This is a genomic window from Flavihumibacter cheonanensis (genome assembly GCF_022352215.1).
Taxonomy (GTDB): domain Bacteria; phylum Bacteroidota; class Bacteroidia; order Chitinophagales; family Chitinophagaceae; genus Flavihumibacter; species Flavihumibacter cheonanensis.
Window position 1 is genome coordinate 1,192,141 of record NZ_JAKRWF010000001.1, and the last position, 17,394, is coordinate 1,209,534.

The window sequence follows — 17,394 nt, forward strand, 5'->3', positions numbered from 1 at the left end:
GAAATGGCAGCAACGATAAAACTGTTTATTGTGGATGATCACCATATGGTGATTGAAGGAATTTATAGTCTCCTGCAACAGGAAACCCAGCTGGAGTGGATGGGACATGCCACCAATGCCGACAGTTGCCTGGCATTTTTGCGGGTCCGTCAACCCGATATCCTGTTTATGGATATAAGTTTGGGAGAAACCAGCGGCATTGATTTATGCAAGACAGTAAAGGAATTGTATCCGGCTGTTTTCATAATCGGACTGAGCACCTTTAACCAGCAAAGTTTTATCAAAAAAATGATGGAGCATGGCGCATCGGGATATGTGTTGAAGAATGCAACGAGGCAGGAATTACTGCAGGCAATTGAAACCGTACGGCTGGGACAAACCTATTTAAGTCTGGAAGCCGCTCAATCAATATCCAATCAGCAATCGGAAGGTGTACCCTTGCTCACCCGGAGGGAAAAAGAAGTATTAGAACAAATTGCTGAAGGTCTCACCAACCAGGAGATTGCCGAAAAATTATTCATCAGCAGCACTACTGTGGATACCCACCGCAAAAACCTGTTGGCTAAATTCAAAGCCCGCAATGTGGCGGCCTTGATAATGATAGCAACGCGCATGCAGGTGATTTGATGATTGCTATTCACCAGTTTAACTCTTTTCCAGGATTGTTATTATGCATTACTCCATTTTTAAATTTTTAGATTCAAAAATGGCTAACTTATTGTATAGGGTCTTTCGATCAATATTAAGCAAGCGGGCCACTTTTGATTTATTATATTTGTGTTCTCTCATGGTTTTTACAATCAGTTCAAACTCTTTCAACTGCAACACATCTTTAAGTGCATAGATAGGTTTAATACCAGTTGCCAACACTGATTCTACTATAGCCGCTTCTTGTGTAATGGGTTCATTCTGAATTGAATTTATAAGATTACTCGGGAGGTCTGTAATCATAATGGTTTCGCTGGCAACCAAACAGGCTCTTCGAATAATATTTTTTAACTCCCGTAAATTACCTGGAAAATCATAGTCCAACAGGGTATTTAATACACCTGTAGAACAACCAGTTATAATTTTCCCAAGTTCCTTGTTGGAATTATTTATAAAATGGCTAACCATATTGGGTATTTCATCCTTTCGGTCTCTTAAGGCAGGAAGCTCGATATAAAATTCATTAAGCCGGTAATACAAGTCATTCCGAAACAATCCCGACTCAACTTTAGCCTTCAAATGTTCATTGCTGGCAACAATAATCCGTACATCAATCGGAATATCTGATGAACTTCCAATACGTTTTATGGTTCTTTCCTGCAGTACTCGTAACAATGAAACCTGAATGGAATAGGAAAGGTTGGCTATTTCATCCAAAAAAACGGTTCCACCTTGTGCTTGTTCCAGACAACCTCTTTTTAACTGGTGGGCTCCAGTGAATGCACCTTTTTCATGACCAAACAACTCACTGTTGGCCAATTCTTCCGTAAGTGAGCCACAATCAATTGCAATAAAGGGCTTGGCCCGTCTATTACTTTGTTCATGAATTAACTTGGCAATTATTTCTTTTCCCGTTCCACTTTCTCCATAAATAATTACTGAAAAGGTGGTTTGGGCCACCAATTTTACTTGCTGTAGCGCTTTTTGAAAACTGACATTGGTCCCTACATACATGTTATTTAATGTAAGCAAACCAATTGGAGAAGATTGCCGGTTTGCTTTGATTGTTAGTTCTGTACCTATCAGCCCCTGCTGATTAAATGCTCCTCTTACGGCCGACAACAGATCCTCGGGTATTATTGGTATCAATAAATAATCCACTGCTCCAGCTTGGATAGTGGAAACCGCCTGCTTTAAATTATTGATATCCGAAGTAAAAATAATAATCGGTGCATTTGTCTTTTTCATAATAAAATGAACCAATTCCGGTGTCGTCATTTTTGGCCAGGAGCATTGGCTGAGAATAATACAATCTTCCGGAGCATAAAACTGATTCCAGGCATTAATTGATACTACTGTTTCAACTTCATATAATTTTCTCTTTAAATAGGCAGTAAACAAATTCCTTTGGTAAGGATCATCTGATAATAGGATAATTCTACTCATGATTTGATTTAAAAAAAGTAAATTTTCAAGGAACAGATACATTTACCCTTTAAAACTCAAAATATCATTATAAGTAGCACATTGCTAAATATGTGGGATCTAGTGTAGAATTGATTCTACAGTTTACTTGTAAAGGATTTTGTAGGGACTTACTAAGCGATAGGATCAATTGGGTAATGCAATAACCCGGCCACTATGCCAAATAGCCACAAAGATGCCAGCAGATAGAATTTGCTGGCATCTTTGTAGTTTGAAATACAGTTCAGTAGTATTTAATCTTCCTGTTCGGCTTCGATGTTGATATTGTTTTCTGCGATCGACGTAAGCTTTATATCTGCTTGCTTCTCTTCTTCCAGGGTTACTGCTAACAATTCTGCAGCCTCATTGAAACCGAGTGTTTTAGCAAGAACAGTGAGGGTGCCATAGGAGGAGATCTCATAGTGTTCTACTTTTTGAGCGGCGGCTATGATGCCTACATCCCGGGTCAGGGAATCTTCTTTAGTTTCCTCCATAATAGTTTCACCTTCTTTGATCAGTCCTTCCATAGCTTCACATTTTTTAGCTTGAGCACGCTCACCGATCATTTCAAAAATCTTCTCCAAACGGTTTACATGTTCTTCAGTTTGAACGAGATGTTCATCCAGTGCCGACTGAAGCTCTTCAGTTGTGGCATTTTTAGACATTTTCGGAAGTGTTTTTAAGAGATTCTTTTCTGCCCAATAAAGATCCTTGAGTGAATTGTGAAAGAATTTTTCCAATGAGGATGAACCCAAAGAGGATTTCGAAATACCGGGGCCTTTTACTGTAGTGGATTTTGATACTGGCATGATAATATTTATTTTATGATTCAACATGCTTTAATCAAAGACTATACCACTGCAGTAGACAAAAAAAACTGTGTAATAAATCAACAAATAGAAGAAGCTGCAGAGCAACAATACCTATTTCTTACTGCGCGTTTTTAATATAATTAGGCGATTCACATTCTTTCCAATACTCAACAATTTTTACGATCACCATTTTTAATTTATCATAATTACCCGGTTTTACGAAAAAACCTTGAATGGATCTTGAATAAGCGTCAATTACATGTTTCTGTTCCGCGCAGGTCGAAAAGAAAAGATATGGAATGGATTTTAATCGTAAGTCTTCATTATTGTGAACTTTTTCTCGTAATTCCATCCCATTCAGTTTAGGCATGTTTATATCGGAGAGGACAAGGAACGGTTCAATAGCTGTATCGGTCAGGTATTCCAAAGCCTTTATACTGTCCCCAAAGAAAATGAGCTTATTGTCATAATTAAGTTCATTGAATATCTCGGTCAAAATATCCTGGTCATCAACATCGTCTTCTATAATGACAATCGGACCGCTTTTATTCATGGTGGAAATTTAGATGGGTAAGGTACACTTGTTTCACAAGTATCTGGATGTTGACTAAATGTCGTTGAAAACCAATAGCTTATGAACTCTTCTTCAGTATTTTCTGCAAAAAAAGAGCTTCCAATCCCTTTTGGAATTGCAAAAAGTATATATTTACTTTGTTATTCAAAGTGCTTTTACAATGTAATTATAACCGTCCGGGATGCTTACTGCAATCGAGCAATTTCATCTTAAAATCAGGCATAACAGGTGGTACTGGTACTTTTCGATTTTTTGCCGGATCCTATTAGCCTATGCATTTTTTGTAGCAGGAATGGTAAAAATAGTTGGGGAACGATTTGCCAGTGGGTTATCGAATAAGCATCCGATGGGAGCTTACCTGGAAGCCTTGCATCATACAGGCTATTATTACACTTTTATTGGAATAGCGCAGGTTCTTGCTGCTATTTTGCTATTAATACCGGCTACCGTAACACTGGGAGCACTTCTTTATTTACCAATCATTATCAATATTTGGCTGCTATCATTTGCCTTTCGATTTGAGGGTTCCTTTGTAACCTCCCCATTAATGGTGCTGGCTAACTTGTATGTACTTTTTTGGAATTATGACCGACTTAAATACCTCTTTCCAATTAAATCGCTAAATAGTGAGGCCATTCTAAAGAAACCCGCCACCTATAACAATCGATTTCCCTTCATGTTTTTTACAGGGGTTGTATTGATAGCAATAGCTACCGTTTTATTTGCGCGATATGGCTACGAAGTGATGCCCAGAAACTCACTAAAAGACTGTAAAGCACAATTTAAAGGAACCACGAAGGAAGCTGCCGGATACCGGTTTTGCGAGTGTATTCATGAAAAAGGAAATCCTTTAGATAGCTGTTTAGCCGAATTTGAATAGTGATTCTTATCTCAAAAACAACCGATCCGCCGGAATGATTTGTTTTGCCAAACCGGGACCATTATAATAAGCTTCCAACCAATAACCCCCACTGCCATTGAAATGCTCAATTCGGATGAGATGCCTGCCTTTGGTCAGTTCAATCTTACCAACTCTCTCCTGTACCCCATGGTCGCCACCATTGTCCACTACCAGTTTCCCGTTGACATATAATTTGCTTCCATCGTCAGATCTGGTATAGAACCGATATTCTCCTTCTACCGGGATGTCCAGAAAACTTTCTGCAACCAAACCAAATTGCACGGATCCATCTTTCTGAGCCGGACTAAGTTTGGCGTCATCCACCTGAAACTCATGGCCAGTATATTCAGCAACAGGTTGTAATGCATCGAAGTTTGGAATATCCTTCCATCCTTTGCCCTGGTATTGTTTGTATCGTACACCATTACCCTGACCGGATTTCAGCACCCGGAAATAGCCTGTGGCAATCTTTCCTGCCGCCCCGTTTTCAATCATCCGGGCTTTAACAACAGCCGTTTGATCCAATGTGAAAGGGCCAGTATATTTTTTACTGGATAGATCAGGATCAGTTCCATCTGTAGTATAATAGATGTTTTCACTTTCCTGCTCATTGTAGTCACTGATGCGTACGACAGCAACTGTATCAATAAACAATCCACCAGTAGGTGCATAACTGACAGGCTTTGGATAGATAGTGGGTGCAACTTGTCTTTTCACCCCTTTCCAGTTAATAGCTGGTTCATCAAAACCTTCAAATGCAGCCTTAACCGGGCGACCGATCCACTCATAGGGTTGTTTCAGCTTCAACGCAAATGCAATGGTGGCAGCAGCATCGTACTGATAAATCTGTTGCTGGATTGCATGGCCTTTTTTTACACCGGGACCATAAAAAATCATGGGAATCGTAAGTTCTTCTATGTCTTCCCCACCATGACCCTTACCTATACCGCCATGATCGGCAACAATTAGTAGCAGCGTATTTTTTTCCATACCAGCTCTTTTTATGGCCTCATATACTACCCGCACGCAGGAATCTGCTTTACGGATGGCTTCGAAATAAGCTGGCGTACCATGCCCCTGATCATGACCGGAATGATCCACTTCATCAAAGTGAACCCAGGAGAAAACCGGTTTTTTATCCACAATATAATTGGCAAATGCCTGCACCGTTTCATCCTGTGTAGGATAGGTTTTACTCAGATTTACGTCATTGCTATCGAAAAGTCTTCCAAAGCCACTCCAGTTGTAAATAGTACCTACTTCATCGGTTGGACGCTGATCCCGGAATATGGTAAATATTGAGGGAAACCGATAATTGGAATCAGAAATTACCGGATCTATCTGAAAGTCATCCAACTCCCAATCATTACTGGTAATACCATGTTGCGCGGGGCCCGCACCCATTATGAGAGAAGCCCAGTTGGGACTACTAACTGTTGGCAAAACAGTGCGAACCGAAAGAGAATAGGCTCCAACTGACATCAGGCTATCCATAAAAGCAGGATTCGCTTTTCTTAAACCGGATGCGCTGAATCCATCTATACCAATTACAACTACATGTTTGATATCGTCCGGTGGCTGCTCTTTTTGCTGGCAGGAGGTGAATGCAATCGTGGCAACTACACCAAGCATTAGCGTTAGATTCTTCATAGCCAAATCTATCCACAAAGAAGCAGAGTTATACTGCTAAAACCGGACTTCCTTATTCAAATTCCGCATAACGACCCACTCACTTAAGCTCAGCAAGTATCAATTTTTTCTGTTTCAATGTATTCTTCATTGCTTTATCTCTCACTACAGGATCATCACTATGTATTAATTCGAAATATTCAGTCGGCACCACCTGCCACGACAAACCATATTTATCTTTACACCATCCGCAAGCGCCTTCTTCCCCACCATTTTTTGTAAGCGCATCCCAAAAATAATCCGTTTCAGCCTGGTCTTTTGTATTGATCACAAAAGAAACCGCTTCATTAAATTTGAACAAGGGACCTGCCGCCAAAATACTAAACTCCATTCCTGCAATTTCAATTACAGCTGTTTCTATACCGGCATCATTTCCACTTTCATCACTATCAAACTTTCGAAAATCTTTCAATTTACCATCTTTAAAAATTGAAAGGTAATAATCAGCTACTGCTTTGGCATCTTTTTCTACCCACAAGTAGGGAGTAATTTTTTGAGTAAACATAGCTTTCGTTTTTTACATGATTTCTAAACTTGTACACAAACCATTGTGAAGCTACTAACTATACTGCTAAAGCCGGATAAAACTATACAAATTCCGCATAATAGCAGTAGCACCTGTTTACTACCTAATGAAGTCATTTTTAAATCACTATTTTCATTACTCACTTTTTTACCTGCACCATGAACCAAACCAAACCCCTTTGCCTGTTAGTAGTGGCACTACTCTTGCAATTTTTCGTAATAGCACAACCTGTCAACCGGAAAATCGTAACACCGCAGTATAAGGAATTACAGCAAAAACTCAGTTCCGGATGGAATACCTGGTATGCCAACAGTTTTTTATCGCATGTATTGTTGCCGGAAGGATTTTCTATTAACCTCTGTTTAACGCAACCCGGAAATCAGGAATATGTTCGAAATTTCTACAAGGCAGCGGATATACATAAAAGACCTGAAAAAATAATACCCGGACTACGATCCGATGATGGCAGTTATACCAGTATAACGGTGATCTATAAGGGAGAAACTATTTTTATCCAGACTGCTGCTGAAGGTGGTGAGCAATATATTCTGGTATCTCCTGTACAATCCAAAGAGAATTACCTGGTCGTGGAAGCCGGTTTACTCTGGAACCGGAAAGGAAGTATAGGCAGAAGTGGGGATCAATTAACCGCCAATTTAGGTGATCGAACCATAACAGTGTTTGCTACTGAAACTCCGGTGGCCGATGCTTATTCCGTAACCAGTGTTCCTCATCTTGCTTTTTCTACTGCAAAAGCCCTGGGTATTAGCACGGGCAAACAACGTAGTCTTGCTGAAATCAGCGCTGTGGTAGCCAAACAGCGCAGGGTGGTAGAGCAACGCATCGCGAGTTATGGACCCCTATCGGAATCCTTTCAGGCCATGCAAACGATCCTGGCCTGGAATGCCACCTACGATGCTCCCAATGAGCGGGTGATCTCCCCCGTTAGTAGAAGCTGGAGCGCAGGATGGGGCGGCTTTGTACTATTTGATTGGGATACCTATTTCGCGAGTTATATGTATGCTCTCTTCAATAAGGAACTGGCTTATGCTAATGCGATTGAAATTACCAAGGCAATAACACCGGATGGATTTATTCCGAATTATCAGTCGCCCTATGGTCAGACATCTTTTGATCGCTCGCAGCCACCCATTGGCAGTAAAGTGATTATGGAGATCTATAAAAAGTATAGGGAAAAATGGCTGTTGGAAGAAGTATACCAGGAACTGTTAACCTGGAACCGGTGGTGGCCAAAAAACCGCGATAGAAATGTATATCTATGTTGGGGGTCCAATCCGGTTGCGGAGGGCGTGAAGACCATTGAAAGCCATAACCGGCAGGCGGCGGCATTTGAATCTGGGTTGGATAACTCCCCCATGTACGAAGATATTCCTTTCAATGCCGAAACCAATACCATGGAACTGGCTGATGTTGGGTTGATGGCCATGTATATTATGGATTGTAATTCACTGGCAGCTATGGCAACTGAATTAGGTTTGAAGCAGGATGCAGCCGAGCTCAAAAAAAGGGCGGCCCAATACAGCAAAAAGCTACAGGGTATGTGGGATGAAAAAAGCGGAATTTATCTGAACCAGCGGATTGATACCCAGGAGAAAAGCTATCGCTTATCCCCTACCAATTTCTATCCCCTGCTGGCAGGTGTCTGTACCCAGGCACAAGCAGCGCGGATGATGAAAGAACATTATTTTAATCCGGATGAGTTTCATGGTGAATATGTAATTCCTTCTATTGCGCGCAATGATTCGGCCTTTAAAGACAATGATTATTGGCGGGGCAGGATCTGGGGACCCATGAATTTCCTAACATATATGGGGATGCAGCAATACCAATTGCCGGAGGCCAGGACCGATCTCATCACAAGATCAAAGGCCTTGCTGATGAAGAACTGGAAAAAAGAAGGTGGCATATATGAAAACTACAATGCAGTAACCGGTGAAGGCGGCGATGTAGGGAGCGCGGATGCCTTTTATCATTGGGGTGCACTGCTCACGTTTATGGAATTTGTAGAAAAAGGGTATATGGCGCCTAAGGGGAAGTAGAGGAAATCTCTAAAATATTTATTCCCTCAACTGAAACACCACCGGAAGAATAAAATACATGTTTACCAACTTACCATCCTGCGTAGCTGGTATCCATTTTGGCATCTGGGTTACCAGGCGAATGGCTTCCTGATCCAAATATGGATCTACACTATTTACTACAAATATATCTTCTAAACTCCCATCTTTCGTAATAGTGAATTGCACTCTCACACTTCCTTGCTTTTCTTCTGCTTTCGCTAAGGGCGGATACCGAAGATTCCTTGCCAGGTATTTTCGTAAACTGTCTACGCCACCAGGATAGCTTGCTTGTTTCTGATATTCGAACCAGGTAGTATCTGCTCCACTTATACCGTAACACTTGCCACTAATGAATGTTCCCTTCTCATACCAGTCATCTCTTCTTAACTGACCATTTTCCCAATAGGTTTTAAATGACCCATCGAGCTGGTTCTTTGCGTAGTTCCGTTCCTCTGCTAACTGGCCGCCGCTGTAGCGTTTAAAAACTCCCTGCAGTACCTTATCCGGTACATATGGATAAAAATTCAATTCTTCGTGTAGGGTGCCATCTATTAAGTAACGCATCACTCTTACCTTCTGAGTATCAGCCTGGTCTTTATAAATAACATTAAATCGTTCAGCCGAATCCCTGGATACAACCAATTTTCCTGGCTTGGAGAACCAGATGGTATCCTGAGCAAAAGCCATGGCAGACACCCCTACTAATAGAACTGCCATCATTATTTGCAAAAGCCGGAATTTCAAACGCATTTGTATTTTCTGTGTAATTTCAATAATAATCAACGTGGCAATAGTTAACTTTAGTTAATAAAACAATTAGCAGGGGACTAAGATAAGTTTTCTGCAATTTGTTTAAGCCAAATGCCTTGTACTTACGAAACGAAAAATTGTAATGATCAGAAATAATACAAAGCCGGTGTATGTCCAAATTTTGTGACTGGATAAACCAGCAGCCTGCTCCACATATACACCTGGTTTAGTTACTACTATAAATTTTATTCGATTCCAATCCCACAACAGGAGGTAAATATTGGCAAGCAGCATCGAGGATGTCATTACCACAAATATAGGTGCTTCAAAAGCAGTAGTAAGCATAAAAATACTTAGCATAATCGGGAAGTATACCACGGCACCCAATGTGCTGAAAACCTGTGACATGATAAGAAAACCAGCCAGAAATTGTCCCCAACCGATAAAAGACCAATAAAACCCGGACCGATACATCGACTCTAAAAGATGAGACAAGGAATGAATCGGTGCATGCTCACCCGATTGCGGCTCAAATCGAATCCCTTTGATTTTTAAAATACTTGCCCAAACAAAGGCGGTACCAAGCAGATAGCGGGTAAAAATGGTGAGCAGTTGCAAACTTTTATATGATTTCAGATTGGCCATTGTTAGTTGCCGTAATTTTCTTTTAGTTTTCGCATTAATAGCCTCACGCCTTGTTGCGTTCCCTGATTGAAAGAATTTGTGAAAATAATGAAAGCGATGTTATTGGTTCTGTCAATATGTGCAATTGTAAAATAAGTGAAGGCACCAGTTCCTGAATGAACCGACCATTCTTTACCATTTTCATACACGTTAAACCACCCTAATGAATAATTTTTTATGCCATTGTGTATAAATTGATAGGTTTCTGAACGTAAATAATTATCCCGACCTTCAAGTCCCCGTAAATTGAGTTGGATAAATTTGACATAGTTAACCAGTTTTATGTTTATATCACCTGCTGGTTCTGTAAAGTCTAAATGATAATCCCAATCAGAGGGAACAGGTTTGAGGGTGTCATTTTCTGTAAGGTGCCCCCAGGTTTCTTTTGTTAGTTGATTTTCAGGCCAGGATAACTTTATGTTTAAATTCAAATCCTTATTAAGGACTTTCTCAACTAGTTCTTCCCAACTTTTACGGGCCACTTTTTCAACCATTAGTGTTGCCAATGTATAGCCAGCATTTGAATAGACAAATGGATTTAGGCTGTCAGGTTTTACTGGATCCAACGTTAACACAAACTGACCGAACTGTTTTCTTTTTTCAGGATTAGTCCCTTTAAATCCGGGAATTTCAGGATCGTTTTCTCCCTGAAAGGGTTGTATCCCCGCTTTGTGTGAAAGCAAATCCTGAAGTGTAATATGGTGATATGCTGCCAGAGAACCATTTTTCCACTCCGGATAAATATCAAAAAATTTGGTAGCCCAGTCAAGTTTTCCCATTTCCACATATTTAGCGATTATGAAGGCCGTCATCGCTTTGGTATTTGAGCCAATATGAAAACGGTCATTTAAGGTTGCAGTATCTGGCAAGTCAATTGAATGTCGCCCTACTGCAGCAATTTCCAGTATCGATTTAGAATTAACTACTGCATAACTTATTTCTGGAATGTTATACGTGTTACGGATGGAGTTAGCAAATTGAACGGTCTGTTGTCCATAGCTTACAGTCGAAATAATTAATAGAAATATTGTGGTAATTTTATTCAATTTTTTTAAACTTTCTTTTTTAGTTGATCCTTACCAGTTTTAGAATATTGCCCTTCTGAACAGACAATTATATACTGACTGGAGGTTTAATCCATTAACTTAAGTTAATAAAAGTTAAATCCGATATTAAGTCCCGGCTCAGGAAAGATGAATTTAGACCATTTGTCATCCAACTGTTTAAAACCATCTGGCAATGGGGTATGATAGGCACGGTGGGTCATACAAATGGAAGGCTGAAGGAATAACTTGTCCTTGAAGAGTTTGATGTGGTAGCCGATTCGATAGGAATTAAAAATCTGAAAACCATTATCTATTCTCTTACCATTTTCATTCGCAAAAATCTGGTAGGTAGGCATTACATCAAGTTGGGCATAGAAAGAATTCCCAAAGAACCTGGCGTAGGAAGCCGTTACCCCATACTCCCGTATATAGCCAGGAAATTTTTCTTCCGGTTTTTTATAAGCTTTATTTAAAAATGGGTGTATACCATTCGGCCAGGCATATTTCCATGTCTTTGGAGAGAGCCTGACTATGTCTTTACCAGTAATCCGATACCCAATATCTAATTGAATAAAGTTAGGAGGGTTTTTTGTGTCAAAATTTCCGATAACTACAAATAATGAAGTTCCAATAAACCACTTATGATAACTGCTGTCTGTTTTAGAATATTGTGCATTTACCTGAATGTTGCCTGCCAACCCTATGATAAAGGCAATACATAGAATTTTCTTTTGCATATCTGTTTACAATTAAATGATGCTGCAAAAGTAGAGTGGCGACAAGCTAGCATTCGTTCACTAAAGTTAAGATATGGTAGCCTGTTATTTCTTTACAATCCGGCTTCTTAACCTGCTAAGAGATTGAGGCGTGATACCCAAATAGCTTGCTAATTGATGTTGAGGAACCCGCTGAAGCAGGTCAGGTCTTTTTTGTAGCAAGTTCAGGTATCGTTGTTCTGGTGAGGATGTTTTAAACTCATCAAAATCTATTCTTTGTTTGGCCAACATTTCTGCTGAAAATAGTCTGCACATGATGTCAAACTTTGGGAATTTACTGTTTACTTCTTCCGTCATATCAGCATTTGAAATGGTAAGGATAGTGTCTTCCAGGCAACTTATAAAATATTCGGAAGGTGTATTAGTTATTGCACAAGGTGGTGTCAAAGCTTCCATTTCTGTGTAAAAAGCAGTGGTTCTTTCATCACCATCCAGCAGGTAATAGGATCTGATGCAGCCTTTTAAAACAAAATAACTGTTATTTGTTTTTTGTCCCTCTTTCAGTATAACCGTTCCTTTCCTGAATGAATGAAACAGGTTTAGGGAGAGTAATACGTTCTTTTCATCATCGGTGAGAGAAATATATTTAGCTATAAAGTCAAATAGTAATTGCTGCATGTTTAGATAATATAAATCCCTGGTTTACAATAAATAAAGGTAGTAAAAAACTGTCCTGCTGCGATACGCATTGCAAAACCATTGGCATAGAAAATCGGAATTTATCCGATTTTTGTGCCAATATTTGACAATATGACCTATAAAGATAAAGTTCATGAATATGCCGAAGAGCCGCTTACCAGGCAAATCATGATGGACCTACTCAAGGAATACAATCGCCCAAACGATAAAATAAATGAGATGGTCAAAAAGGGTGAGCTGACTACCATAAAGAAAGGTCTTTATATGGCAGGGCCCAGGATCAACATTGCAAAGCCAGAGCCCTTTCTTATTGCCAATCACCTTTGGGGACCAAGTTATGTGTCATTGGAAGCTGCACTTTCGTACTGGGGATTAATACCGGAAAGAGTATATGAAATAAGTTCTATGACAACCAAAACAGCCAAAAACTACCAAACACCCGTCGGTAGATTTAGTTATTTCCACTTGCCATTACCCTATTATTCTTTTGGGATTAAGCGTGTTCAGCTAACACCCAAGCAGGTTGTTTTACTTGCCTCGCCTGAAAAAGCAATTTGTGATATGATTATTAATACATCGGGCGTTTTATTGCGTAGCCAACAGCAGGCACGGGAATACCTAATTCAGGATGTAAGAATAGAAGAAGAAATGTTAGGAAAACTTGACCTGGATGCTATTCGTTCCTGGATTGAAGATGCTCCTAAGAAAGCAAGTTTGTCAATGCTTGTAAAAACAATCAGCGGGTTATGATCAGGGAATGGATTCAGGAATATAAACCACAAAACAAAGTGCAGGCTGAAGCAGCATTGCGTGAAATCATGCAGGAAGTTGCCCTGGCAGGCTTACAACGAACAGGTTTTTTTGAAAAAGCAGCATTTTACGGAGGTACTGCCTTAAGAATATTCTATGGTTTAAACAGGTACTCAGAAGATCTGGAATTTTCGCTACTTGAAATCAATCCTGACTTTTCATTGGAACCTTACTTTGAAGGGATTATCAGTGAATTTGAGGCAATCGGAATGAGTGTAAGCATTCGGGAGAAAAAGAAAACCAAACAAACCAAAGTAGACTCTGCTTTTTTGAAATCTGAAACCGTTTGGAGAGAGTTGATACTTGATGGAATTATACCACAGGTAGGTGTTCAGGCATCTCCAGGAATAAAGATTAAAATTGAAGTGGATTGCGAACCTCCCCTGGGTTTTGAAACAGAAGAGAAACTTTTGCTAAAGCCATTTTCATTTTATGTAAAATGCTTTACGTTACCGAATTTATTTGCCGGAAAAATGCATGCGCTGCTCTTCCGGAAGTGGGGAACAAGAGTCAAAGGCCGGGATTGGTTTGATCTGGAATGGTATGTAAGGAACGGTGTAGCACTTGACCTGCACCACTTTTTTCTTCGCGCAAAGGATACTAGTGATTGGACGGAAAATACAATCACTCAGGATCAATTGATACAGTTACTAAAGGATAAAATTCATATGGTATCCTTTGAAAGAATCCGGGAAGATATTGTACGATTTATTCCAGATGCATCGGTACTTGATATTTGGAGTTCGCAATATTTTATAGATCTGGCAGATAAAATAAAGATCACGCAAAAATCTACTAGTCATCATAACTATCCTTAAACTCTCCTGTAACCAAGTTCATTTCAAATGAAAATGGAGTATCAGCACCCTGGTAATACCAATATCGCGCGTGCAAAGTATTCTCCTTAATTTCTAGTAGTTCTACATCATCAAAGTATCTGCTATCATACAAAATTGAAACAACACCTTCGTAATTTATAAACCGTATATCCAATCCATCAGAATAAATAGCTCGTACTCGTACTTCATCATAAATAATAGTTTTAATTCCGGAATGAAATTGAAAGTTCGTGACATCCTGATTAGAAATATCAATTAAATAACCAACTCCGCCTACAACAACAAATGCGCTCTCCTGCTCCTCCAGGGGAATTATAAAATTGCTATACCCACTCCAGCCACTATCAAAGGACGCTACCCATTGTTCATATTTATTATTTGTAAATAAAATCCAGGTAGCATTAGAAGTTACCTGACCAAAATGCTTTTCTGTAAATTTCCCTGATATTGGCTGTTCAATAAACTCTGCAATCATAATCGATGAAATAAAGTAATGGCGTATTGCACCTTTTAAAATCTATGGTTTTTTAAATGCTGGTTCAGCAATATAGCAACCATCAGTGGTCATTCTGCAAAAAGGATGACAACAACTTTTGTGTACGCACATTGCCATACTGCCTCACAGCAGCTCGCAGTTATGGACCTTCCATTTCCTTTGCCTTGCCTCCCACTTTAGCTAATACCTCTGTTCCATTTTCAGCCAGTTGATCCAGGTCATTTACCAGGTCATCCAGCAGGAACTCCTGAGTTAGTTGCCTGGGAAAGTGTGGTTTTATTCGAAAACAATAGGTACGGTTCCCAAGTTTAAAATTGCCATGCCGCTTGTGATTGTAAACGTCCTACCCCAAGGCTATTATATGCATTTAGTGAAGTAAGCAGGAAACGGTTGTCTTTTAAAAACCCTCGAACCAATTCCTTATAATCAGGAGGGGCTTGCCCGAAAGCCGTTTTTCGGGGTACATAATAAACACCCCGAGCTGCTTTACGCAATGTACCTTCCTTCACCAGGTTACTAAGATCACGGTCAACAGAAGAAGAATACTATTCAAGGTTTTCCCTGTGGTACACCTTGCCAGGTTTTAGTATTTTCTTCAAATGTTCTGTTTGTGACAAGGGATATCTTACTTTGTTATTACAAAATAACAAAAATAGCGCTAGGACTGCAGAAAGCTATCGAGGTACAAGTAGCCTCTACAGATCTCTCTCATTTCCGCTTTCTCTTCAAAATCAACGCACTCACCAGCGCTACCACCAAACCAATCGGCAGGACTTCCGAAAAAGTAATTAAGATCACAAAAAGCGGGTTTTTGTACAACTCCTTAAAATCCGCCATTTCTTTTGTTTTAGCCGGTAGGTCTTCTGGGGTGCAGTTTTTCAGCGCATACTCAGAATAGACATCCATGAAATCCGGAACAAACAAATAATAACTGAACAGCCAGGCGGCCACATAGATGGCAGAACCTAGCAGGGCGATTAAAGCGCCGGTTTTAAATGCCTTGCCAAAGCTGATAAAACCATCCAGCTGTTTGTTTCGGTAATTCCGGACACCAATATAAAGGAGCGAAAAAACAACCACCATTACGGCATACCCAACAAGTTCACTCCCTTTCAGATCAGGGTTATGATACATCCAGTAAACCATAAAGCCGATATTGGCACAAAACACCAAACCGATGATGATACCAAAAACCAATACAATATTTTTCATGTGCGATTATAGTTTCAATTGACTCAAATCTATAGGATCGGGTGCTGTATACTCTCATACTTTAGTACCAAAATTACTTTTCACCCGAAATGGCACCAAAGTACCTAAACGCTTATTCTATGATTTTCAATAGTTTGGCTTTGGTGATTGCCTGCGTCCGGCTTTTTACATCCATTTTGAAGTAGAGATTGGAGACATGTGTTTTTATCGTGCTAACCGACAGGAAGAGATTGGCAGCGATATCCGCATTGCTATGTCCTTTCGCCAGGAGTTGCAATACTTCGTACTCCCGATTATTTAAATTGAGTTTCTGAAGTTCAGCCGTATTGAGAGTAAATGTTTCCGGTGGTTGTACGATTATCTCTTTCTCGACAATCAACGTTTCAACTTTGGGCCGCATGATCTGCGATGCCACCCAAACCCCCAGGATGGTAAAAAACAGTGCAATGGCGCCTATATAGATATCAATCGCATTATCGACGAGTACGAATTTCCATTGCATCCATTTCAGCGCGAAAACCAGCATCGCTAAAACCAGTCCATACAAAATGACATGCTGAAAATCCTTTAGTTTCTTCATTTTCTGTTCAGGGTAAAACTAAAATCTTTATTACCAATCAGTAAGTGCTGTTTTTCATCCAGAAAATAAAGGATGTTGTTATCTGCCTGCATCAGTAAAATGGGATCCTTGAGGCCCGGTAACTTAAGTTGGTAAATAACTGCCCTGGGGGATTTTAGAAGTTGCCAGGTTCCTACCACATCTCTGGGCTGATTATCAACTATGTTTCGGGTGGTACAGGTAGTTGGCAACCCTGATTGGGCGTCTCTGTTTAGGATGAGCCGCCATTTTATTTTAAAGCAATCGGAGGAGGCCTTCATTTCCGGATGCAGCAGAGCAATTTCCCGACAAGGGGTACGTCCCTCGAATATCAGTTTTGTATCAGCCAATTGGGCACCACTGGATTTGAATGTAGCAACCTCCCCTGCCTCAACGAATTCCCGATTCAGCGTATAACTCCAGCCAGCATTCCCAACCAGCAGCTGGCTTTGATCATCCAGAACATGGAATATATTGGCGGTTATAGCTACTAGATTCAGCATTGATTTACCGTCCTTACGCTGTAAGGTATAGAGCTGTTCCCAGTTTTCGCTAGCTGAAACCCGGTATTTTCCTTCAATAATTTGGCCTGTTCCTCCCTGTTTGAAACCAAGGGTGTTGGGTTGATTTTCACCGTACTGGATGGAAAGTCTAAATGTTTCATCTTTATTAATCAGCAAATCCCAGCGAATAAAATCGATCACTGCATCCGCTTTTATACCCAGCATTTTTTTAATAGCACTATCACCAGGTGTGCTTCCTACTAAGTTAAAAGATGATTTATTAATGGATGAGCTACCGGAAACTGCCATACTAACTACAAGCAGTACTATAATATGACATTTCACT

19 protein-coding genes are annotated in these 17,394 nt (G+C 40.1%); 5 read left to right on the forward strand and 14 right to left on the reverse strand.

What is annotated here, in order from left to right; translation table 11 throughout:
- Nucleotides 1-3: 3 nt before the first annotated feature.
- Nucleotides 4-627 carry a response regulator gene (locus MD536_RS05230; protein ID WP_239596436.1) on the forward strand — a complete coding sequence of 208 codons (624 nt, stop codon included), beginning with the start codon at nucleotides 4-6 and terminating at the stop codon, nucleotides 625-627.
- 48 nt (nucleotides 628-675) lie between these two features.
- On the opposite strand, the gene MD536_RS05235 is transcribed toward MD536_RS05230, so the two are convergent.
- The 3 genes from MD536_RS05235 to MD536_RS05245 form a co-directional block, all read right to left on the reverse strand.
- Nucleotides 676-2,136, reverse strand: a complete 1,461-nt coding sequence (locus MD536_RS05235) for a sigma-54-dependent transcriptional regulator (protein ID WP_239596438.1) — start codon at nucleotides 2,134-2,136, stop codon at nucleotides 676-678.
- Between the two features lie 230 nt (nucleotides 2,137-2,366).
- Entirely contained in the window at nucleotides 2,367-2,948 is a 582-nt protein-coding gene (locus MD536_RS05240; RefSeq protein ID WP_239596441.1) for a YciE/YciF ferroxidase family protein, read from the reverse strand.
- Between the two features lie 94 nt (nucleotides 2,949-3,042).
- Nucleotides 3,043-3,477, reverse strand: coding sequence for a response regulator (locus tag MD536_RS05245; RefSeq protein ID WP_239596443.1), 435 nt, complete (start codon nucleotides 3,475-3,477; stop codon nucleotides 3,043-3,045).
- A gap of 202 nt (nucleotides 3,478-3,679) precedes the next feature.
- Here MD536_RS05245 and MD536_RS05250 point away from each other — a divergent pair, with 202 nt between their 5' ends.
- Nucleotides 3,680-4,378 carry a hypothetical protein gene (locus MD536_RS05250; RefSeq protein WP_239596445.1) on the forward strand — a complete coding sequence of 233 codons (699 nt, stop codon included), beginning with the start codon at nucleotides 3,680-3,682 and terminating at the stop codon, nucleotides 4,376-4,378.
- Nucleotides 4,379-4,384: 6 nt separating this feature from the next.
- Here the strand turns inward: MD536_RS05250 and MD536_RS05255 are convergent, their stop codons facing one another.
- Entirely contained in the window at nucleotides 4,385-6,049 is a 1,665-nt protein-coding gene (locus MD536_RS05255; protein ID WP_239596446.1) for an alkaline phosphatase family protein, read from the reverse strand.
- A 79-nt stretch (nucleotides 6,050-6,128) separates the two neighbouring features.
- A complete protein-coding gene (locus MD536_RS05260) occupies nucleotides 6,129-6,593 on the reverse strand; it encodes a VOC family protein (RefSeq protein WP_239596448.1) in 465 nt (154 codons plus the stop codon).
- A 179-nt stretch (nucleotides 6,594-6,772) separates the two neighbouring features.
- Here MD536_RS05260 and MD536_RS05265 point away from each other — a divergent pair, with 179 nt between their 5' ends.
- Nucleotides 6,773-8,674 (forward strand): MGH1-like glycoside hydrolase domain-containing protein, encoded by a 1,902-nt coding sequence (locus MD536_RS05265; protein ID WP_239596451.1) that lies wholly within the window; start codon nucleotides 6,773-6,775, stop codon nucleotides 8,672-8,674.
- Between the two features lie 18 nt (nucleotides 8,675-8,692).
- Here MD536_RS05265 and MD536_RS05270 read toward each other — a convergent pair whose 3' ends face one another.
- The 5 genes from MD536_RS05270 to MD536_RS05290 all read right to left on the reverse strand — a co-directional run bounded on the left by MD536_RS05270 (nucleotide 8,693) and on the right by MD536_RS05290 (nucleotide 12,569).
- A complete protein-coding gene (locus MD536_RS05270) occupies nucleotides 8,693-9,415 on the reverse strand; it encodes an energy transducer TonB (RefSeq protein WP_239596453.1) in 723 nt (240 codons plus the stop codon).
- 132 nt (nucleotides 9,416-9,547) lie between these two features.
- Entirely contained in the window at nucleotides 9,548-10,090 is a 543-nt protein-coding gene (locus MD536_RS05275) for a hypothetical protein (RefSeq protein ID WP_239596454.1), read from the reverse strand.
- A 2-nt stretch (nucleotides 10,091-10,092) separates the two neighbouring features.
- The gene (locus MD536_RS05280) at nucleotides 10,093-11,175 is read right to left on the reverse strand and encodes a serine hydrolase domain-containing protein (RefSeq protein ID WP_239596456.1); all 1,083 of its coding nucleotides are present in this window, start codon (nucleotides 11,173-11,175) and stop codon (nucleotides 10,093-10,095) included.
- Between the two features lie 104 nt (nucleotides 11,176-11,279).
- The gene (locus MD536_RS05285; RefSeq protein WP_239596463.1) at nucleotides 11,280-11,912 is read right to left on the reverse strand and encodes a hypothetical protein; all 633 of its coding nucleotides are present in this window, start codon (nucleotides 11,910-11,912) and stop codon (nucleotides 11,280-11,282) included.
- A gap of 84 nt (nucleotides 11,913-11,996) precedes the next feature.
- Nucleotides 11,997-12,569, reverse strand: coding sequence for a Crp/Fnr family transcriptional regulator (locus MD536_RS05290; RefSeq protein ID WP_239596464.1), 573 nt, complete (start codon nucleotides 12,567-12,569; stop codon nucleotides 11,997-11,999).
- Between the two features lie 132 nt (nucleotides 12,570-12,701).
- Here MD536_RS05290 and MD536_RS05295 point away from each other — a divergent pair, with 132 nt between their 5' ends.
- Complete coding sequence (locus MD536_RS05295) at nucleotides 12,702-13,340, forward strand: type IV toxin-antitoxin system AbiEi family antitoxin domain-containing protein (protein WP_239596466.1); 639 nt, start codon at nucleotides 12,702-12,704, stop codon at nucleotides 13,338-13,340.
- Nucleotides 13,337-14,218, forward strand: coding sequence for a nucleotidyl transferase AbiEii/AbiGii toxin family protein (locus MD536_RS05300; RefSeq protein WP_239596468.1), 882 nt, complete (start codon nucleotides 13,337-13,339; stop codon nucleotides 14,216-14,218). The genes MD536_RS05295 and MD536_RS05300 overlap by 4 nt, the downstream gene beginning before the upstream one ends.
- On the opposite strand, the gene MD536_RS05305 is transcribed toward MD536_RS05300, so the two are convergent.
- The 4 genes from MD536_RS05305 to MD536_RS05320 form a co-directional block, all read right to left on the reverse strand.
- Nucleotides 14,196-14,714: a hypothetical protein gene (locus MD536_RS05305; protein WP_239596470.1), complete on the reverse strand. Its 519-nt coding sequence runs from the start codon at nucleotides 14,712-14,714 to the stop codon at nucleotides 14,196-14,198. The genes MD536_RS05300 and MD536_RS05305 overlap by 23 nt on opposite strands.
- Before the next feature lie 729 nt (nucleotides 14,715-15,443).
- Entirely contained in the window at nucleotides 15,444-15,947 is a 504-nt protein-coding gene (locus tag MD536_RS05310; RefSeq protein WP_239596472.1) for a DUF4199 domain-containing protein, read from the reverse strand.
- Between the two features lie 112 nt (nucleotides 15,948-16,059).
- Entirely contained in the window at nucleotides 16,060-16,527 is a 468-nt protein-coding gene (locus tag MD536_RS05315) for a response regulator transcription factor (protein ID WP_239596474.1), read from the reverse strand.
- Nucleotides 16,524-17,393 (reverse strand): hypothetical protein, encoded by an 870-nt coding sequence (locus tag MD536_RS05320; RefSeq protein ID WP_239596476.1) that lies wholly within the window; start codon nucleotides 17,391-17,393, stop codon nucleotides 16,524-16,526. The genes MD536_RS05315 and MD536_RS05320 overlap by 4 nt, the downstream gene beginning before the upstream one ends.
- Nucleotide 17,394 lies beyond the last annotated feature (1 nt).